Raw genomic sequence first — 20,021 nt, forward strand, 5'->3', positions numbered from 1 at the left:
TCGATCCGGCCCGGACATTCACAAGACCTTTGCCGCCAGAAGATCGTGGATGTGGATAACACCGCAGGGGCGCCCTTCCTGCTCGACCATGAGGAAGGTGATCTTCCGGGCTTCCATGTCGGCGGCGGCTTCGAGGGCCAGGGCCTCGCGACTGATCCGGGCCGGCGTCCGGGTCATGATCTGCTCGGCGTGCAGTCCGAGCGGGTTCCGACCCTCCCGCTCGGCGGTTTCGAGAGCCCGGCGGATGTCGCCATCGGTGATGACGCCGCTCAGGCTGACGCCCTGCATGACGCTGGTCATGCCCAATCGCCCTTCGGTCATGGCGCGGAGCACCTCGGTCAGGGTGGCCGAAGGCTCGACCTTGGGCCATGCCGTGTGCATCAAGCTTCCGACTTTCATGAGTTTCGCACCAAGACTTCCAGCGGGATGATTCAGTGCGAAGTTGTCCCGGGTGAACCCCCGCCGGTCCATGAGGGTGGCGGCCAGGAGGTCGCCCCAGACCAACTGGAGGGTGGTGCTCGCCATGGGGGCCAGATCGAGGGGGCACCCCTCTCCCAGGGGCAACCGGTAGAGGAAGGTCCACTGGGCGGCCTGCCCCAGGCTGCTCTCGGAGCGCGCAGTGATGGCCGCGAGGGGAATCCCCAGGCGCAACAGGCTTGGCAGGAGGCGGACGACCTCCTCGCTTTCGCCGCTGTTGGAAAGCGCCAGCACCGAATCATCGGGGGTCACCATGCCGAGATCCCCATGCAGGGCTTCGGCAGGATGGAGGAAGAAACTCGGGCATCCGGTCGAGGCCAGGGTCGCCGCCACCTTCTGGGCCACGAGACCCGACTTGCCCATGCCCGTGAGCACCACGCGTCCGGTCCGGCCCAACACCATCTGGCACCAGGCATTCACCTGGGCGGGATCCCAGGTTTCCCGGAGCTCCGCGAGGCCTCCCCGAACCGCGTCCAGCACGGCATGGCCGACTTCCTGCGCCGCGGTGGCCTGGTTCTCATCCTTCACTGTTCCGACTCCGATGGGATGGTGCAAGGTGTTCATGCTACCAGCCATTCTTCCCCTCTTCCCCCTGCCCCAGGTCGTGCTCTTTCCGCAGACCTTCCTGCCGTTGCATGTCTTCGAGCCCCGCTATCAGGAGATGACGGTCGAGGTGCTGAACGGCTACCACCACCTGGTCCTCGTCCTGATGCGGGAGAGCCCGGATGCGGGCCCTTTCGGAGAGACGGCCTCGACCTTCGAAGTGGGTTGCCTGGCGGAGGTGGTCCGGGCCGAACCGCTGACCGGCGGGCGCTGGAACCTGCTGGTTCAGGGCAAGGAGGCCGTGCGGATCCTCGAAGAGGTTCCCGGCAAGAGCTTTCGCCAGGCGCACACCGCGCCGCTTCCCTTCGACAGTTCGGTGCTCTGGCCGGGGCCGCATCGCCGCCGCCTCATGGAGTCGCTCCACGCTTATGCGGCCAAAGAAGGCATCGAGGCCCAGCTCAAGGAACTCCTGGACCTGCCCTTGGAAGACGCGGCACGGCTGAACACGCTGGCGATGGCCCTGGATTTCGAGCCGACCGAGCGCCAGTTCCTGCTGGAGTCTCCCGATCTTCCGGCCCTGGCGGAACGGATGATCCAGCTGCTGGATTTCGCCCAGGGGGGCCGGGCCATCCCCGGAGTGTGACGGAGCGGCCCGGCCCGCCTTGCTACACTGGCTCCGGCCCTGTAGCTCAGCGGTCAGAGCTGGCGGCTCATAACCGCTTGGTCGTGGGTTCGAACCCCACCGGGGCCACCATTTCGCCGGATTGCGAAATGGGGCGAGGGCACAGGAAGTGCCCTCGCCACCGCTTGTCTAGACGATCCACTTCCTCAGTTCGTCTTCCGCGAAGATCAGGTGGGCCAGCATGGCCTTGGAGGCCATCTGGGGTGAGCCGGATCGGATGGCGGCGAGGATCTCGGAGTGCTGGTCGATGATCTTCTGGGCGTTCTGGATGTTGTCGTGGTACAGCTGGCGGCGGGCCACGGAGTTGGCCTTGGCGAACTCTTCGGAGACGGTCTTGAACAGCTTGGTCAGAAGGCTGTTGTGGGTGGCCTCGGCGACCGCGTGGTGGAAGGCGGCATCGAACTCCTCGCCTTTCTCCGGGTCCTGCACATTCAGCCGTTCCTTCATGCTCTCGAGCATGGATTCGATCTGATCCAGCTCCTCGAGGGTGGCACGCTCCGCGGCGAGGCTGGCGGTGGCGGTCTCGAAGATCCGCCGCATCTCGAACATGTCGAGCAGCGAGCTGCGCTCGACGGCGAGGAACATCGCGAGCGGCCGGATGATGTCGTCGGTCTCGCTGCTCCGGACGAAGGTGCCTTCCCCAGGGCGGATGTCGATGACGCCGAGCATCTCGAGGGTGCGGATGGCCTCGCGTACCGAGGCACGGCTGACTTGGAACCGCTCGGCCAGTTCCCGCTCGGCCAGCAGCTTGTCCCCGGGCTTCAGCTTCCCGTCGGTGATGAGCTGTTTGATCTGCTCGACGATCTCTTCGTAGAGCCGCTTGGTCTTGATGGGGGTGAATTCCATGGGGGTTCGCTTTATGAAAAGGGCTTAAGTCCATAAAAAATAACACATGCAAAGTGTGATCAAAAGCAGAAGCTGTTTTTATGGTCTGACCACTAGACCCATTGTAATCTTCCTCCAGGTTCTTTTCCTAAACTACCTCTTCATCCCCTACTCCCCCCACCCAACTGGAGGCTGCATGACCCCGTGGACCCAAGTCTATTCCCCCGTCATGGGGAATATCTTCCTCTCCGCACTGGTGGCAGCTTTGCCAGTCTTCGTGCTGTTGGGCTTCCTGGCCAAACATGTCAAGGCCCACTACTCGGCCATCCTGGGCCTCCTCACCTGTTACGCGGTCGCCGTGCTGATCTACAAGATGCCCGCGGGCATGGCCAGCATGGCCGCCGTGCACGGCGCCCTGTTCGGTCTGATGCCCATCGGCTGGATCGTGCTGAACGCCATCTTCATCTACGACATCACCGTGAAATCCGGGGACTTCGAGGTGGTGAAGCACTCCATCGCCGGCCTGGCCGGTGACCGCCGCATCCAGGCCCTGCTGATCGCCTTCAGCTTCGGCGCCTTCATCGAGGGCGCCGCCGGCTTCGGCACGCCCGTGGCGATCTCCGCGGCGATGCTCATCGGTCTGGGCTTCCGCCCCCTCCAGGCCGCCGGCCTGGCCCTCATCGGCAACACCGCCCCCGTGGCCTACGGCGCCCTGGGCAGCCCCCTGATCGCCCTCGCCGGCGTGACCGGCCTGCCCCTGGACATGCTGAGCGCCGCCGCCGGCCGCATTCTGCCCATCTTCTCGCTGATCGTGCCCTTCTGGATCATTTGGACCATGGCCGGCCGCAAAGCCATGATGGAAGTCTGGCCGGCCTGCCTCGTGGCCGGTGGCAGCTTCGCCATCACGCAGTTCGCGGTGAGCAACTTCCACGGCCCCTGGCTGGTGGACATCATCGGCGCCATCGTTTCCATGGTGGCCCTGGTCCTGTTCCTGAAGGTCTGGCAGCCCAAGACCACTTGGCGCTATGAGCACGAGCGTGAAGACGCCCACGCGGTGAAGGTCGAACAGCCCGCAGGCAAGGTCGTCAAGGCCTGGCTGCCCTGGGTGTTCCTGTCCCTGTTCGTGTTCGCCTGGGGCACGCCCCAGGTCAAGACCTTCCTGAACGGCGGCACCAAGGACAAGCCGAACTTCCTCTACGGCTACACCGTCAAGAACTTCGAGATCCCCCTGCTTCACAAGAATGTGATCAAGGCTCCTCCCGTCGTGGCCAAGCCTTCCGCTGAAACCGCGGTCTGGACCTTCAACTGGCTCTCCCTGACGGGCACCAGCCTTCTCCTCGCCGGCATTCTCAGTGGTCTCGTCGCGGGCTTCAGCTTCCTGGAACTCGTCAAGATCTTCGGCAAGACCGTCAATCGCGTGAAAATCTCTCTGCTCACCATCGCCGCCATGCTGGGCCTTGGTTTCGTCTCCAAGTCCGCGGGCCTGGACGCCACCATGGGCCTCGCCTTCGCCAGCACCGGCGTGCTGTTCCCCTTCTTCAGCGCCATGCTGGGCTGGCTGGGCGTGGCCCTGACCGGCAGCGACACCTCCGCCAATGTGCTGTTCGGCGGCCTCCAGAAGATCACCGCCCAGCAGCTGGGCCTGAACCCGATCCTCACCGCCGCGGCCAACACCACCGGCGGCGTCATGGGCAAGATGATCGACGCCCAGAGCCTCGTGGTGGCCTCCGTGGCCACCAACCAGCAGGGCGAGGAGGGCACCATCCTCCGTTATGTGTTCTTCCACAGTCTGGCCCTGGCGGCCATGGTCGGCGTCGTGGTCTTCCTCTATGCGAAGGTCCTGCCCGCCAACTGGATGCCTCAGCTTCCTCCCGCTGCGCCTGCGGCGGTGACGGCACCCGCCCCCGTTGCTCCGGCCGCTCCGGCGACCGTGCCTGCCCCTGCCCCGGCCAAGTAGCTCTGGCCCAGGCGCTCTCGTACTGAATGACCCCGGGTCCCGCCGACAGCTCCAACCGTCGGCGGGACCTTTTGCCGCCCCCCGTGGGAAGAGGATGTTTCTCATGAGCACTGCCGCCATCGCCACTTCCTTGAAGGAAGCCCTCGTTGCCATCGTCGGCCCGGATCGCGTTCTGGATCGACCCGTCGATCTGATCGCCTTCGCCTCCGACGCGAGCTTCTACCGCCTCATTCCCAAGGCGGTGGTCTTCGCCGGCAGCGTGGACGAAGTCCGGGCCCTGTTCCGGCTGAGCCGCGAATTCCAGGTCCCCATGACCTTCCGGGCCGCGGGCACGAGCCTGTCCGGGCAGTCGGTCTCCGACGGCATCCTCGTGGAAGTCGCCCGCAACTGGCGCGGCATCCAGGTGCTGGAGGGCGGCGCCAAGGTGAAGGTGCAGCCCGGCGTCATCGGCGCCCATGTGAACCATGCCCTGCGCCCCTACCGCGCCAAGATGGGGCCTGATCCGGCCTCCATCAACACCTGCACCGTGGGCGGCATCCTCTCCAACAACTCCAGCGGCATGTGCTGCGGCGTCACCCAGAACGCCTACCACACCCTGGAATCCCTGACCTTCGTGCTGCCTTCGGGCACCGTGATTGATACGGCCGCCGCCGACGCGGATGCGCGCTTCCGCGAGGCCGAGCCGGCACTGGCCGAAGGGCTGCTCAAGCTGAAGGCCGACCTGGAAGCCAATCAGCCGCTGGCCCAGCGCGTCCGCGCCAAGTACAAGATGAAGAACACGACGGGCTACTCGCTCAACGCCTTCATCGACTACAACCGCCCGGTGGACATCTTCCGCAACCTTCTGGTGGGTTCCGAAGGCACCCTGGCCTTCATCGCCGAGGCCGTGCTGAACTCCGTGCCCGACCTGCCCGTGAAGGTGACGGGCTTCCTGATCTTCTCCGACCTGCATGCCGCCTGCGCGGCCATCGTGCCCCTGCGGGATGCCGGCGCCGCGGCCCTGGAGCTGCTGGACCGGGCCTCGCTGCGGTCTGTGGAGAACCAGGCCGGCACGCCCCCCACCATCAAGACCCTGCCTGAGGGCGCCGCGGCGCTGCTGGTGGAGTTCCAGGGCAAGGACGAGTCCGCCCGGGCGGAGCTGGAGCGCCTGGCGCTGGCTGCCGCCGCTGGCCTCACCCTGCTCGAGCCCGCCCGATTCACTCACGACCCGGTGGAGCAGGCCCTCATGTGGAAGATCCGCTCCGGCACCTTCCCCTCCGTGGGTGCCGTGCGCGCCCGCGGCACCACCGTGCTCATCGAGGATGTGGCCTTCCCCATCGAGAAGCTTGCGGATGCCGCGGTGGACCTGACCAAGCTCTTCGTCAAGCACCGCTATGACGAGGCCATCCTCTTCGGCCACGCCAAGGACGGCAACCTGCACTTCGTCATCACCCAGTCCTTCAACGATCAGGCCGCCGTGGACCGCTACTCGGCCCTCATCGACGATGTGGTGGAGCTGGTGGTGAAGAAATACGACGGCGCCCTGAAGGCCGAGCACGGCACGGGCCGCAACATGGCGCCCTTCGTGGAAGCCGAGTGGGGCCCCGAGGCCAAGGCCGTGATGGAACAGCTCAAGGCCCTGGTGGATCCCCAGCGCCTGCTGAACCCCGGCGTCATCCTCAATGCCGATCCCAAGTGCCACCTGTCCGACCTCAAGCCCATGCCCGGCGTGGAAGAGGAAGTCGATAAGTGCATCGAGTGCGGCTACTGCGAGCCCAAGTGCCCCAGCCGCGAACTGACGCTCACGCCCCGCCAGCGCATCGTGGTGCGCCGCGAGATGGCCCGGCTGGAAACCAACCGCGAGGATCCCGCCCTGCTCTCCTCCCTGCGGGAAGCGTTCCCCTACATGGCCCTGGATACCTGCGCGGTGGATGGCCTGTGCGCCACCGCCTGCCCCGTGGGCATCGACACCGGCCAGCTCACCAAGCGCTTCCGCCGGGCCAACCACAGCCGCCGGGCGCAGAAGATCGCCCTGTCCGTGGCCCGCAACTTCGCCTCGGTGGAGCCCGCCATGCGCCTGGCCCTGCGCAGCGGCCACATCGTCCAGAGCCTCTTCGGCCCCAAGGTGATGCCCTTCATCACCCGCGCCATGAAGGCCTTCGGCGCCTCGCACCAGTGGAGCCCCGAGATGCCGAAGCCCGCCAAGGCCGCCCTCCCGGTGACCAAGCTGGAGGGTGCCCAGGCCATCTACTTCCCCGCCTGCATCTCCCGCATGATGGGGCACCTGCCCGGAGAGCCCGAGGAACTGAGCCTAGTGGAAGCGCTCGTGAAGGTGGCGGAGCGCGCCGCGTACCCCGTCCACATCCCCTTCGATGTGGAAGGCACCTGCTGCGGCGTGCCCTTCTCCTCCAAGGGCTATGACGAGGCGCACCGCTACACGGTGAACCACGCCATCGAGAAGTTCTGGGAGTGGAGCCAGCAGGGCCGCCTGGCCATCGTGATGGACACCAGCCCCTGCACCTACGGCGTCATCACCAGCCGCGGGTACCTCACCCCCGAGAACCAGGCCCGGTTCGACAAGCTGAAGATCATCGACAGCACGGCCTTCGCCAACGATGTGCTCCTGCCCCGTCTGAAGGTGACCCGCAAGGTCGGTTCCGTGGTCCTCCACCCCGTCTGCTCCGTGACGAAGATGAACCTCCTGCCCCAGCTGGAAGGCGTGGCCAAGGCCTGCGCCGACAAGGTCCTGGTCCCTCGGGATGCGGGCTGCTGCGGCTTTGCGGGTGACCGGGGCTTCACGCATGCGGAACTGACGGCCTCGGCCACCAAGCACGAAGCCCGCGAAGTGAAGACCCAGTCCTTCGACGGGTATTACGCCAGCAGCCGCACCTGCGAAGTGGGCATGACCCGATCCACGGGCCAGGTCTACCGAAGCTTCCTATACTTGCTCGAATCCGCAACCCGCCCGGAGGCCTCCAAGTGAATGGATCGAAACCCCAAAAGGTCTATTTCTACGGCACTTGCCTGGTGGACCTATTCTTTCCTGATGCAGGCATGGCGGGCATCCAGCTCCTGCGCGAGGCCGGAGTGGAGGTGGTCTTCCCCGAGGGCCAGACCTGCTGCGGCCAGCCAGCCTTCAACTGCGGCTACTGGGAGGAGGCCCGCGAGGTGGCGCGCACCCAGGTGGCGCTCTTCCCCCAGGACCTGCCCGTGATCCTGCCTTCCGGCAGCTGCGCAGGCATGATGAAGGTTCATTATCCCGAGCTTTTCCATGGACAGCCGGACGAGGCCAAGGTGCGGGCCTTCAGCGCCCGGGTCTACGAGTTGACCCAGTTCCTGGTGGATGTGCTGGATGTGAAGCTGAAGGATCTGGGCGAGCCCGTGAAGGTCACCTGGCACAGCTCCTGCCACGCCGTCCGCGATCTGGGCCTGAAGGGCGAACCCCAGGCGCTCATCGGCCAGCTCGCCCAGGTGGAGCTGGCGCCCCTGACCCGGGAGCACGAGTGCTGTGGTTTCGGCGGCACCTTCTCGGTGCGGCAGCCGGAGATCTCCGCGGCCATGTCCTGCGACAAGGCCGCGGATGCCGAAGCGACCGGCGCATCCGTGGTCCTGTCCACGGATGGCGGCTGCCTGCTCAATGTGAATGGCACTCTGGAAGCCAAGAACAGCAAGCTCAAGGTCCAGCATGTCGCCGAATTCCTGTGGGAGCGCACCCGTGCACGCTGAGACCGAAGTCCACTTCCGCGATGCCGCCGCCAAGGCCCTGCTGGATCCCCAGCTCCGGGCCAATTTCCGCCGCGCCATGGACGGCCTGATCACCAAGCGCAAGGCCCAGTTCCCGGATCCCCGCGACCTGCAGGACCTCCGCGACCTGAGCACGGCCATCCGTTCCCGCAGCCTGCTGAACCTGCCGGAACTGCTCGAGCAGTTCGAAGCCAACTGCACGAAGAACGGCATCAAGGTTCACTGGGCCGAGACCTGCGAGCAGGCCAACGAGCTGATCCTGGGCATCATGCAGGCCAAGGGCGCCAAGACCCTGGTCAAGGGCAAGAGCATGGTCTCCGAGGAGATGCACCTCAACGCCTTCCTCGAATCCAAGGGCATCGAGGCCCTCGAATCCGATCTGGGCGAGTACATCATCCAGCTCGATGGCGAGACGCCGAGCCACATCATCATGCCGGCCATCCACAAGAACAAAGACCAGATCGCCCGGCAGTTCAGCCAGAAGATCAAGGACGCGAAGTACACCGAGGATGTGGACGAGCTCACGGCCATGGCCCGGAAGGTGCTGCGCCAGAAGTTCCTCGACGCCGATGCGGGCCTATCCGGCGTGAACTTCGCCGTCGCGGAAACCGGCACCCTGTGTCTGGTGGAGAACGAGGGCAACGGCCGCATGAGCACCCATGTGCCCCCCCTCCACATCGCCGTCATGGGCCTCGAGAAGGTCGTGGCGCGGCTGGAGGATGTGGCGCCGCTCTACGCCATCCTCACGCGCTCGGCCACGGGCCAGGCCGTGAGCACCTACTTCAACCTGATCACCGGCCCCCGGGGCGCGGGCGAGAAGGATGGCCCCCAGGAAGTCCACCTGGTCATCCTCGACAACGGCCGCTCGCGGATCTACGCCGATCCCCAGCTGCGCGCCACCCTGCGCTGCATCCGCTGCGGCGCCTGCATGAACCACTGCCCGGTCTACACCCGCGTGGGCGGCCACGCCTACGAGGCCGTCTATCCCGGTCCCATCGGCAAGATCCTCACGCCGCAGATGGAGGGCGTGGGCGTCCGCCACGACCTGATCCACGGCTCCAGCCTCTGCGGAGCCTGCGGAGAGGTCTGCCCCGTGGAGATTCCCATCCCGGAAATTCTGGTGCGTCTCCGCCGGGAGGCCACCCATGAGGACCTGGGATCGGCCGTGGCCGGCAAAGGCACGGGCCGCACCGCCACCGAGGACTGGGCCTGGCGCCTCTGGGCGGGCGTCACCAAGCGCCCCACCCTCTACCGGATTGCCACCTGGTTCGCCACCCGCTTCGGGAAGGCCCTGCCCGCCGGCGCGCCCTTGATCAAAAACTGGACCCAGTCCCGCACCAAGCCCGTGCCCGCCCGCCGCTCGCTCAGCGAACGGATGCGCACCGAGGGAGGCCCCCATGCCTGATCCCCGCACCGCCATCCTTGGCCGCCTCCGCGCTGCCGGCGATTCCGGCCCCCTGCCCGCCCTCGACACCGCCGTGCTCGAGCGCCGCCAATGGCCCGCCGCGGAGCGGGTGGCCCGGCTCCGGAAGGGCATGGAGGCCGTCCATACGGAATTCCTCGACGCCACGCCGACCACCTGGCCCGCCGTGGTGCGCGCCTTCTGCGACCGCGAGGGCCTGAAGAACCTGCTCTTCGGCCCCGCCTGCCAGGATGGCGCGGCCCTGGCGGCCGCCTGGGCGCCCGGCGGGACGCAGCTGATGCCGTACGACCGCCCCGTGGAGGCATTCAAACAGGAGCTCTTCGGCGAGGTGGATGCGGGCTTCACCAGCACGGTGGGCGGCGTCGCCGAGACCGGTGGCCTCCTGCTGATGCCCGGGCCCGCCGAGCCCCGGCTCATGTCCCTGGTGCCCCCGGTCCACATCGCGCTGCTCCGGGCCTCCACGATCCAGGACAGCTTCTGGTCCGCCGTGAAGGCCCTGGGCTGGGGCCGCGCCCTGCCGCCCAACGCGCTGATGATCTCCGGCCCCAGCAAGACCGCCGACATCGAGCAGACCCTGGCCTATGGCGTCCACGGTCCCAAGCGCCTCATCGTCGTGCTGGTGGACGATCTGGCGTAGACGCAGGCCCACACCCGCGCTACACTGCTCCTTCATGGCTGGGTAGCTCAGGTGGTTAGAGCGAGGGTCTCATAATCCCTAGGTCGGCAGTTCGAGTCTGCCTCCAGCCACCAATAAATGCAGCACTTAGCGCCACTCACCTGAGTGGCGCTTTTTATTTCATGCACCAAGGATGCACTCAGAGGGCCTGTCGAGGGCTTCCGAAAGTGGGCAATCCAGGTTCTGCAGGGGTGACCACGAAGGTCGAACGCCCTGATCTAGACCAAGGCCTGTTCGACACCATCCACGGCTATCCTCCCCTTCCAGGCGCATGGAGCCCCCGTGCGCACACCCGCCAAGCGACGCCCCCACTTCGTCAGCCCGACCAATGCGCTCCTGGACCGCGCGCGCCAGGAATGGGAGGTTCACGGGGCGGTGCGCTGCCCCGTCGCGCCATGGCTGGAGGCGGACAGCTGGACCCTGGCCACCGCTCAAACCTGCGCTTGGAAAAGGGGTACCACGGCGATCCAGATGGTGGAGCGCAGGCTGACCACCACCGGTTGGACCTGGCGCCGGGAGGAGGACGACCTGGTGTGGAGATCCTTGGGTGGTCCCCGCCAGCGCCGTGCATCGTGGCGATTCAACTCGAGCTCTTCGAGTAAATCCGGCCAAATCAAGTATTGCAGGGATAGTCTATTCCGATCTGCCCTTACCAAGGGGGCGGCGATGACACCAGAGGTCGAACACCGATTTGGCGGGCCCTGGACAGAAGAGAAGCTTCAGGCCATCACTAAATATCTCAGTTTCGATATATTCTCGCAGCCAAACGGCAACCAACTTCCGGTTACAGCCGCCCTGAACGCTGCCGTATTTGGAACTGGAACCCTGCCCTTGGCCTTTGCCCATGCGCCGTGGATACTGGTTCGGATGACGGAGTGGGTGAACTTCTCGTGGGGTCCCATTGAGGGGAAGCTGCTGTGGGATGTTCTCCGCAATCTGGCCGTCAACGGCATGGGCGCCTATTTCGTGACCCGCCTGAGCGCGGTGCGCCGCGCCCTCACGGAGATCCGCCCCCGACGCCTAGACACCCTCGTGCTCACCCTGGTATTCGGGCTTTTCTCGATCCTCGGCAACTTCCTGGGACTGCCCATCCACGGGGCCCTCGCAAACACGCGCATCGTCGGAGCCATTGCCGGGGGGCTGATCGGAGGTCCCCTGGTGGGAGCCGGGGCCGGCCTCCTCGGGGGCCTTGTCCGGCTTGGGATGGGCGGCTATACCGCCCCGGCGGCCCTGGTGGCGAACCTGCTCGCGGGCCTGGTGGGAGGATTCGTCCGGACCCGGTTGGGCTATCAGCGGATCACTGTTCCGGTGGCATTCCTCACAGGTTTGGCTGGGGAACTGGTGCTGAAGGCCTGCATCCTGACCCTCTCCAAGCCCTTCGAACTGGCCTGGAAGCTCGAAAAAACCATCGCCGTGCCGACCATTCTGGCCAACGCCACCGCCGTCGCCATCTTCTTGTTGGTCGTGAAGGATGTTTACCGGGAACAGGAGAAGGCCACCGTCGACGCCCGCCACCAGACCTCCCAGATCCAGGCGGAACTCCAGGCTCTCCGAGCCCAGGTGAACCCGCACTTCCTGTTCAATACTCTGGCCACCATCGGCGCGCTGACCCGGACAAGCCCTGAGCGGGCGCGGGAGATTGTGAAGAGGCTCTCGGAGTTTCTGAGAAGGTCCCTGCATCGGCAGGAGCAGCAGGTCCCGCTCGCCGATGAACTCAAGACGGTGGAACTCTACCTGGACATCGAGCAGGCCCGCTTCGGAACCAGGATCACCAGCGACATCGAGGTGGATCCAGCCCTGTCCCGGACCATGGTGCCCGTATTTTCCGTTCAACTCCTGGTGGAAAATGCCGTCAAGCACGGCATCGGCCCCCGGCCGGAAGGCGGCCGGGTAGCGGTGACGGCACACCGCGAGGGAGGAAGGCTGCGCATTCGAGTTGAGGACGATGGGCTGGGTCTTCATCAGGATCGGCTGGACCGGATCAACCGCCGGGAGTTCGAGGGCTACGGCGAAGGGACAGGATTGCGGAACCTGCAGCGCCGCCTTGAGCTGATGTACGGCGGCCCCGCTAGCTTGAGACTTTCGCAGGCCGGAGAAGGGACCGGCATTGTCGCGATCCTGGACCTGCCGCTGGACGAGGTGGGCCCATGAAGCGCCTCAAGGTTGTCCTCGTGGATGACGAGCCACTCCTGTGCGGAGAGCTCAAGGGCCTGCTGGAGGAGCAGGACTGGGCCTGGGTGGTGGGCGTGTATCACAATGGCCCATCGGCCTTGGCCTTCCTTGAAGCGGAAGGAGCCGACCTCGTCTTCCTTGATGTAAGCATGCCGGGCATGGATGGGTTAGAGGTGGCACGGCGCATCCTGTCCCTTCCAAAGCCGCCACGGGTGGTTTTCGTGACCGCCCATGCTTCCTTTGCCCTGGAGGCCTTCTCCGTGCGGGCGGTGGACTACCTGCTTAAACCCTTCGATGCGGACGACCTGCGGCGGGTTGCGGAGCGCGTCCTCCCCCTCCCAGGCGCAGAGCCGCACACGGAGCGCAAGGCCTGGACCCGCACCCTCCTGGTCGAGCGTGGCTCCAGCCTGGAGGTGGTGCCAGTTTCCATCATCCGCCTGGTGCAGGCCCGGGAGGGGGAAGTCTTCGTCGAGACCCTTGAGGGCCGCCAGTGGCCCATCCGAGCCAGCCTGCGGGACCTGGAGGAGAAGCTGGACCCCCGCGTGTTCATGCGCTGCCACCGCAACTTCATCGTCAACCTCGACCAGGTCCAGCAGCTCACACCGTGGGACAACCATGGCTACCTGTTGAAGCTCCGGGCCCTTCGGGACCAGAAGGCCGCCGAGGTGCCCGTGGGCCGCGCCTACGCCGACAGGATCCGGGCACACTTCCACCTTTGAGGTCTCTCTCAGGGCCGCTCACGGTCGCCCGAGGGCCGTTCCGAGGTGCCGGGACTTTTCCAGACCCATAGGTCGCGATTTGATGCCTGTGGTGGGCCGAGGGGCCTGGCTATGCCTATGAGGGAGGGTGGACATGGGTCCGAGAAAAATCGCATCGCTGGTGGCTGCGTTCGCGCTGCTCGCCGCGATCCTGTGGTTGACCCCCGCCATCAAGGGGCTCAGCCCCCAGGGGAAGGCCTCCATCGCCGTGGCGGTCTTCGCCATCGTGGTCTGGGTCACGGAGGCCCTGGAGGACGCCCTCAGCGGCCTGGTGATCGTGTTCCTACTGGCGGTGCTGAACGCCGTGCCTCTGACGGCGGCGTTCGGCGGGTATTCCAACACCGCACTATGGCTCATCGTGATCGGCTTCATCATGGCGGGCGCCATGGAGAAGTCTGGCTTCTCCAAACGGGTGGCCCTCTGGCTCGTGGCCCGCGCGGGGGGCGACATCCTGCGCATCTACTGGGCCGTGGCCCTGGTGATGGCCGTCATGACCTTCCTGGTCCCTTCCATCACGGCCCGCACGCTGCTGATGCTTCCCATCATCCTCGGCATCGGCCAGGCGGTGAAGGCCGAGCCCGGCAAGAGCAACACGATGAAGGCCCTGATGTTCATCGTGGCCATGAGTGGAACGATGATGAGCCTGGGTGTGCTCACGGGCCATGTGGGCAATCCCATCACGGCGGGCCTCATCGAGACGGCCACGAAGCGCGCAGTCTCATGGTCCCACTGGTTGAAGGTGGGCGGCATGCCGGCCTTCCTGTTGGCCTTTCTCAGTGTGTTCGTGATCCGCTGGATGTGGCCGCCCGAATCCAAGACCGCCGGCGGCGGGGCCGACTACATCCACAAGGAGCTTGAGGCCCTCGGCCCCTTCTCTGCCGCCGAGAAATACACGCTGGTGGTCTTCCTCATCACGCTCCTGCTCTGGGCCACGGACGCCTTCCACAAGGTGAATGTCGTGATCGTGGGAGCGGCCTCCATCATCGCCCTGCTCTGGCCGGGCAAGGGCATCATGACCTGGAAGGAAGCTCAGACCCGCGTGCCATGGAATGTGTTCGTCCTTTACGGAGCGGGCCTTTCTCTCGGCACGGCCCTGGCCAGCTCTGGCGCAGCCAAGTGGATGGCAGGGGTATTCCTGGGGCCCATCGGCGGGATGGCCCATGTCCTGCAGGTCATCATCCTCATCTGGGTAGTGACGGCCCTCCAGGTCTTCTTCACTGGGGGTGGACCGAAGACCACGGCCCTCACCCCCATCATCATTGCCCACTCCCTGGCCATCGGGGTGGATCCCATGGCCTTCGCCCTCATCCTCGGCATGAACATGCAGCACCAGTACCTGCTGCCTGTCACCAACATGCCCAATGCCGTCGCCATGGGCAGCGGCCATGTCACCTCCCGGGAGATGATCCGCACGGGCGCGGTCATGAGCGTGCTGGCCGCCGCCTTCATGTCGCTGGTCTCCCTGACCTACTGGTACTGGCTTGGCCTGACGCGGTGACCCCATGACCTCTCTGACCACCTTAGAACCGCTCGTGCTGGATGGCTTCCGCGAGGCTGTGGGCCGCGAGCATGTCATCGAGTCGCCGCTGGAAGTCTTCGGCTATTCCTACGACGCTTCCTTTCTGGCCCTGGACCGGAGCACCGTGCCTCAGGCCGTGGTCCGCCCCCGGACCACCCAGGAGATCAGCCGGGTCATGGCCTTCGCGCACCAGCAGCGCATTCCCGTCACGCCTCGGGGAGCCGCCAGCGGCCGCACGGGTGGATCGGTTCCCCTGGAGGGAGGGATCGTCCTCGCTCTGGACCGCATGACCTCCATCCTCGAACTGGATACGGCCAACATGATGGTGAGCGCCGAACCCGGCGTGCGCACCGCGGACCTTCACGACCACTGCGCACGGCAGGGCCTGTTCTTCCCCCCGGATCCCGGCAGCTGGAAGTTCTCCACCCTGGGGGGGAATGTCGCAGAGAACGCGGGTGGCATGCGCGCAGTGAAATACGGGGTGACCCGGGACTATGTGATGGGCCTGGAGGTGGTCCTCGCGGACGGTTCGATCCTGGAGACCGGGGGCAAGGCCGTGAAGAATGTCACCGGCTACGACCTGACGAGCCTGTTCGTGGGTTCCGAGGGAACCCTGGGCATCGTCTCCAAGGCCCTCTTCCGGCTTCGTCCTCTGCCGAAGGCGCGAGGCGTCATCCGCGTGATCTTCCGGACCATGGACGAGGCCTGCTCCGCCGTGCAGGAGATGCTCCTGGACGGCGTCACGCCCTCGGCCGCCGAGATCATGGACGCCACCTGTCTGGAGGCCGTGGCCCGGGCCCGGAACACCCGAGTGGAACCGGGAGCCGGCGCCTGCCTCATCCTGGAGATCGACGGAGACGGGGCCTCCTCCCTGGAAGCCCAGTCCCTCCGCATCGACACCATCACCCGCCAAGCCGGCTGTATCACCTTCCGCTCCGCGGCCTCGAAGGAGGAAACCGAGGCGATCTGGGCCGAACGCCGCGGGCTCAGTTCCGCCGTGGCGGCCATGGCGCCGAACCGGCTCGGCGAGGACATTTCGGTGCCCCGCAGCGCCTTCCCGGAGGTGGTTCGGCGCATCAACGCCATCGCCAGCACCACGAAGCTGCGCATTCCTGTGTTCGGCCACGCCGGGGACGGCAACCTCCATCCTTCCGTGCTCTGCGACCTCGGGAATCCTGACGAGGCGGCCCGGGCCCACCAGGCGGTGGACGGCATCTTCAAGGCCGCCCTGGATCTGGGCGGGACGCTCTCGGGCGAGCATGGCATCGGCATCAGCAAGCGGCCCTATTTCGCCGATGCGGTGGGACCCGTGAGCCTGGCCACACACCGGGCCATTAAGGGGGCCCTGGATCCCCTGGGCCTTCTCAATCCGGGGAAGATATGGTGACCTCCGCCCCGAAAACCGGACCAGCGCCCTTCGCGGCCGCCAAGGCGAAGGTGCTGGGCTGTGACCGCTGCGGCACTTGCCTACCCGCGTGCCCGTTGTTCCAGGTCCAGGATGTGGAGCGGGCCAGCGCCCGGGGCAAGAACGCCCTCGTCCGGGGGCTCGCTGAGGGCCTCATCCCCCCTGACCGGGAAGCCCAGGAGGCCCTGGAGTTCTGCCTCCTGTGCCGAGCCTGCACGGACGCCTGCCCCGGCAAGGTTCCCACGGACGAAGCCATGGTGCAGGTCCGCCAGGCCCTCGCTGACACCCTGGGCAGCACGCCGCTCCGCAGTCGCTGGATCGGTCGCGTGCTCCGCCGCCGGAGGCTGGTCGGCCTGGGCGCCGCCACCTTGGCCGGGCTGCGGGTCGCGGAGCTCCATCGCCTGCTGCCGCCCCAGCTGGTGCCCAGGGAGACCTCCCGGCGGGCCTACCTGAAAAAGCACGCGGGACCCGCCCTGCTGGGGGCCTCCGCTCCAAGGCCGGAGCCCGCGGTCCATCCCGGAGCCAAGGTCGCCTATTTCCAGGGTTGCGGGATGAAGATGCTCTTCCCGGATGCCTCCCGAAGCACCCAGCGGATCCTCGCCCAGCTCTCGCCCTTCCAGCAACCGGACCACCCCTGCTGCGGCCTGCCCCACCTTGCCCATGGACAGCGTGAGGCCTTCCTCGACCTGGCGCGGGAAAACATCCAGGCCTTCGAGGACGCGGACCTGGTGGTGACCGATTGCGCCAGCTGCAGCGGGAGCCTCAAGCACCTGACCTCATGGTTCGCGGAAGATCCGATCTGGCGGGGGCCCGCCGAGCGGTTTTCCGCCAAGGTCATGGACCTGACGGAGTACCTCGTCGCCGCCGGCTACCAGCCCCAGCGCCTGCCCGACGCCACCTTCACCTACCACGATCCCTGCCACCTGGCCCGGGGCCAGGGAATCCGGCAGCAGCCCAGGCAGCTCCTGAAGCAAGCCGGAAAGCTCATCGAACTGGCGGAAAAGGAGCGCTGCTGCGGCGGCTCCGGCAGTTTCCACCTGGAGCACCCCGAGGCGGCCGCGGCCATCCTCCAGCGGAAACAGGCGAACATCGAAGGAACCGGAGCGCAAGTCGTCGTCACCGCCTGCCCCGGCTGCCTGATCCAGCTCACTCGCGCCGCCGATCAGAGCGAAGGCGCTTTCCAGGCCATGCACATCAGCCAAGTCATCTGAGACAGACGAGACCCTCGCCAGGCCCTCAATCTAGAAAGTGGTAGATGAGGGGTATCGACCTGAGGTCTTCGTGGTCATCCGGAAAGCAACCACACCGGCCACCAGGTCGGCAGTTCAACTCGGCCTCCAGCCACCCCTCAACACATCGAAGCCCACTCAAGCCAACAGGCTCGAATGGCCGGAAAGCAGCGGCGAGGAGCACTCGGCACCCTGCGCGCCTTGCCCATTCGCCCCTTTTTCGCCATCCTGATCCGGTCCCAGGAACCTCCGATGGATCTTGTTCCACCCGCCCGTCGCATCGCCCACCTGGACATGGATGCCTTCTTCGCGTCGGTGGAGCTGCTGGAGCATCCGGAGCTGAAGGGCCTGCCAGTGGTTGTCGGCGGTCGCCGCGCCGCGGCGGCGCAGGTGGGAAAAGACCACCCGCGGCTGAAGGACTATGTGGGCCGCGGCGTGGCGACCACGGCAACTTACGAAGCCCGGGCCTTCGGGGTGCGCAGCGGCATGGGGCTCATGAAGGCGGCGGCGCTGGCGCCGAACGCGATCCTGCTGCCCGCCCATTTCGAGGCCTACGCCAGGGTGTCGCGGGCCTTCAAGGCGGCCGTGGCGGAAGTGGCGCCGCTGATCGAGGACCGGGGCATCGATGAGATCTACATCGACTTGACGGAAGTCCCCGGACCCTCGGGTGAGCTGGCCAAGCGCCTCAAGGAGGCCGTCCGGCGGGCCACCAGCCTCACCTGCTCTATCGGGATCACGCCCAACAAGCTGCTGTCCAAGATCGCCTCGGAGCTGCAGAAGCCCGATGGCGTGACCATCCTGGGGTACGGCGACATTCCCTCCCGGATCTGGCCCCTGCCCTGCTCGGCCATCAATGGCATCGGACCCAAGGCGACCGCTAAGCTGGACAACTTCGGCATCCGCACCATCGGGGAGCTGGCGCAGGCCGATCCTGCCTGGCTGGTGGAGCACTTCGGGCGGAGCTACGGGGCTTGGCTCCACGACGCCGCGCAGGGCCGGGACGAGCGGCCCCTGGCACTGTCCCGGGAGCCCAAGTCCATCAGCCGGGAGACCACCTTCGAGCGAGATCTCCATGCGCGGCTGGATCGGGAGGACCTGTCGCGCATTCTGCTCGATCTGTGCGAGCGGCTCGCCGGGGATCTGGAGCGCAAGGGCCTTCGGGCCCACTCCATCGGCATCAAGCTGCGCTTTGAAGACTTCACCACCGTCACCCGGGATCAGGCCCTCGCGGTGGCGGTGGCGGATGCCTCGTCGCTCCGCGAGGCGGCCCGCGCCGCCCTGAGGCGGGCGCCCCTCGACCGGAAGTTGCGTCTGCTGGGCGTCCGGGCGGGATCGCTCGTGAAGGCCGGAGCCCCTTCATCCCATCCGATGCAGGGGCTTCAGGTGACCGAGCCGGGCCTCTTCGACCAGTTCCTCTCATAACGGCCCTGCCTCCGGTCGAATCTTCAGGTCGGCACCTGCCGCTTGGCCTGCAGCCGCGCCTGGTTCCACCCCATCCAGGCTGCCCGGAGCGCACGGCGCTGCTGGAGCCGCTGATGTTTCCATTCGGTCCGGACCGTGCGCCAGGCATCGGCCTTGGCGAGGCCCTTCGCTTTCCACTCGGCCTTCTTCGCGGGCCACGCGTCGAGACAGGTCTGGAAGGCGGCGAGGGACGCGTCGATGCGGAAGCGGGCCTCTTCCAGGGTCCGCCTGGCCTGGAAGGCATCCCGGGTGAGCGCCGCCGCCAACCGCCGGGCCTCCATGGCCACCCGGGCGCGCTGCATCTCCGTGGCGGGGACCCGCCGCAGCCCCCGGGTGAGGCCCACCCAGGCGCCGGCGGCAATGAGCCATTTCGCCGGGTCCCACTGGTACCAGCGGGGGCCGTTGCGGTAGTCCCACTGCCACATGTGGTGGAAGTTGTGATACCCCTCGCCGAAGGTGAAGGGCGCCAGCAGCACATTGTCACGGGCGCTGTTGGCATCCGTGTAGGGCTGGGTGCCGAACCAGTGGGCGGCGGAGTTGATGAGGAAGGTGCTGTGGTGTGTCAGGACGATGCGCAGCAGGAGACCGATCACGAGCTGGCCGACGACATTGTGGGTCAGCAGACCCACCGCCAGTACGGGCAGCGCCACCACGGCAGCGCCGATCCAGAAGTGGTACCGGCGCTGCCACCGGAGCAGCGGATCGCGCTCCAGGTCGCCGACGGCCTCCAGGGGCCGGTCCTTGGCTTCCATCACCCAGATCCAGTGGGCGTACCAGAAGCCCCGCTTGACCGGATAGGGATCGCGCTCGGGATCGTCCACGAAGCGGTGGTGGTGGCGATGGTCGCTGCACCAGGCGATGGCGGAGTTCTGGAAGGCCGCGGCCCCGAAGAGCAGCACCGCCAGCCGCACGGGCCAGGCCGCCTGGAAAGCGCGATGGCTGAAGAGCCGATGGTAACCCACGGTGATGGCGAGCCCCGTGGCCGAGTACATGGCCAGGAGGACCGCCCCTTCGCTCCAGCGCAGGCCCTGCACCGTCACCTTCCAGGGCACCAGGATCAGGGCTAAGATCAGCGTCCCCATCAGGAAGAGGGTGTTGAGCCAGGATCGAGCCGTTCGATGAGCCACGGAGCCTCCCCGAGCCGAAGCGCTCCACCCCCACGATAGGTTCC

At 66.5% G+C, this 20,021-nt stretch carries 15 protein-coding genes and 2 tRNA genes; 14 read left to right on the forward strand and 3 right to left on the reverse strand.

All coding sequences use genetic code 11. The features are described 5' to 3' along the window. Positions 1-18: 18 nt before the first annotated feature. The gene (locus QUD34_RS07585) at positions 19-1,041 is read right to left on the reverse strand and encodes a KpsF/GutQ family sugar-phosphate isomerase (RefSeq protein ID WP_286353085.1); all 1,023 of its coding nucleotides are present in this window, start codon (positions 1,039-1,041) and stop codon (positions 19-21) included. Between QUD34_RS07585 and QUD34_RS07590 the strand changes: the two genes are divergently transcribed. Both QUD34_RS07590 and QUD34_RS07595 read left to right on the forward strand, forming a co-directional pair. Further along, a complete protein-coding gene (locus tag QUD34_RS07590) occupies positions 1,040-1,663 on the forward strand; it encodes an LON peptidase substrate-binding domain-containing protein (RefSeq protein ID WP_286353086.1) in 624 nt (207 codons plus the stop codon). The two genes, QUD34_RS07585 and QUD34_RS07590, sit on opposite strands and share 2 nt — an antisense overlap. A 35-nt stretch (positions 1,664-1,698) precedes the next feature. Next, positions 1,699-1,774: transfer RNA gene (locus tag QUD34_RS07595), tRNA-Ile, on the forward strand. Positions 1,775-1,831: 57 nt separating this feature from the next. Here QUD34_RS07595 and QUD34_RS07600 read toward each other — a convergent pair. After that, complete coding sequence (locus QUD34_RS07600; RefSeq protein ID WP_286353087.1) at positions 1,832-2,548, reverse strand: FadR/GntR family transcriptional regulator; 717 nt, start codon at positions 2,546-2,548, stop codon at positions 1,832-1,834. Between the two features lie 175 nt (positions 2,549-2,723). Here QUD34_RS07600 and QUD34_RS07605 point away from each other — a divergent pair, with 175 nt between their 5' ends. From QUD34_RS07605 to dinB, 12 genes are all read left to right on the forward strand, one after another. Further along, positions 2,724-4,484 carry an L-lactate permease gene (locus QUD34_RS07605; protein WP_286353088.1) on the forward strand — a complete coding sequence of 587 codons (1,761 nt, stop codon included), beginning with the start codon at positions 2,724-2,726 and terminating at the stop codon, positions 4,482-4,484. Positions 4,485-4,587: 103 nt separating this feature from the next. Further along, positions 4,588-7,446: an FAD-binding and (Fe-S)-binding domain-containing protein gene (locus QUD34_RS07610; protein WP_286353089.1), complete on the forward strand. Its 2,859-nt coding sequence runs from the start codon at positions 4,588-4,590 to the stop codon at positions 7,444-7,446. After that, positions 7,416-8,189 carry a (Fe-S)-binding protein gene (locus QUD34_RS07615; RefSeq protein WP_375380017.1) on the forward strand — a complete coding sequence of 258 codons (774 nt, stop codon included), beginning with the start codon at positions 7,416-7,418 and terminating at the stop codon, positions 8,187-8,189. Before QUD34_RS07610 ends, QUD34_RS07615 begins: the two co-directional genes overlap by 31 nt. After that, positions 8,149-9,612: a LutB/LldF family L-lactate oxidation iron-sulfur protein gene (locus QUD34_RS07620; protein ID WP_375379975.1), complete on the forward strand. Its 1,464-nt coding sequence runs from the start codon at positions 8,149-8,151 to the stop codon at positions 9,610-9,612. Before QUD34_RS07615 ends, QUD34_RS07620 begins: the two co-directional genes overlap by 41 nt. After that, a complete protein-coding gene (locus tag QUD34_RS07625; protein ID WP_286353092.1) occupies positions 9,605-10,267 on the forward strand; it encodes a LutC/YkgG family protein in 663 nt (220 codons plus the stop codon). Before QUD34_RS07620 ends, QUD34_RS07625 begins: the two co-directional genes overlap by 8 nt. 36 nt (positions 10,268-10,303) lie before the next feature. Continuing rightward, positions 10,304-10,380, forward strand: a tRNA-Met gene (locus tag QUD34_RS07630). Positions 10,381-10,588: 208 nt separating this feature from the next. Beyond that, positions 10,589-12,457 (forward strand): sensor histidine kinase, encoded by a 1,869-nt coding sequence (locus QUD34_RS07635; protein WP_286353093.1) that lies wholly within the window; start codon positions 10,589-10,591, stop codon positions 12,455-12,457. Beyond that, positions 12,454-13,197, forward strand: coding sequence for a LytR/AlgR family response regulator transcription factor (locus QUD34_RS07640; protein ID WP_286353094.1), 744 nt, complete (start codon positions 12,454-12,456; stop codon positions 13,195-13,197). Before QUD34_RS07635 ends, QUD34_RS07640 begins: the two co-directional genes overlap by 4 nt. A gap of 133 nt (positions 13,198-13,330) precedes the next feature. Next, on the forward strand, positions 13,331-14,734 hold the full coding sequence (locus QUD34_RS07645) for an SLC13 family permease (RefSeq protein WP_286353095.1): 1,404 nt from the start codon (positions 13,331-13,333) through the stop codon (positions 14,732-14,734). 4 nt (positions 14,735-14,738) lie between these two features. After that, a complete protein-coding gene (locus tag QUD34_RS07650) occupies positions 14,739-16,142 on the forward strand; it encodes an FAD-binding oxidoreductase (protein WP_286353096.1) in 1,404 nt (467 codons plus the stop codon). Beyond that, a complete protein-coding gene (locus tag QUD34_RS07655) occupies positions 16,136-17,371 on the forward strand; it encodes a (Fe-S)-binding protein (RefSeq protein ID WP_286353097.1) in 1,236 nt (411 codons plus the stop codon). The genes QUD34_RS07650 and QUD34_RS07655 overlap by 7 nt, the downstream gene beginning before the upstream one ends. A gap of 270 nt (positions 17,372-17,641) precedes the next feature. Beyond that, the gene (gene dinB, locus QUD34_RS07660) at positions 17,642-18,811 is read left to right on the forward strand and encodes a DNA polymerase IV (RefSeq protein WP_286353098.1); all 1,170 of its coding nucleotides are present in this window, start codon (positions 17,642-17,644) and stop codon (positions 18,809-18,811) included. 23 nt (positions 18,812-18,834) lie between these two features. On the opposite strand, the gene QUD34_RS07665 is transcribed toward dinB, so the two are convergent. Next, positions 18,835-19,977 carry an acyl-CoA desaturase gene (locus tag QUD34_RS07665; RefSeq protein ID WP_286353099.1) on the reverse strand — a complete coding sequence of 381 codons (1,143 nt, stop codon included), beginning with the start codon at positions 19,975-19,977 and terminating at the stop codon, positions 18,835-18,837. Between the last annotated feature and the right edge of the window lie 44 nt (positions 19,978-20,021).

Origin of the sequence: Geothrix oryzae, from assembly GCF_030295385.1 — a bacterium.
In the GTDB taxonomy this organism is placed as follows: Bacteria; Acidobacteriota; Holophagae; order Holophagales; family Holophagaceae; genus Geothrix; species Geothrix oryzae.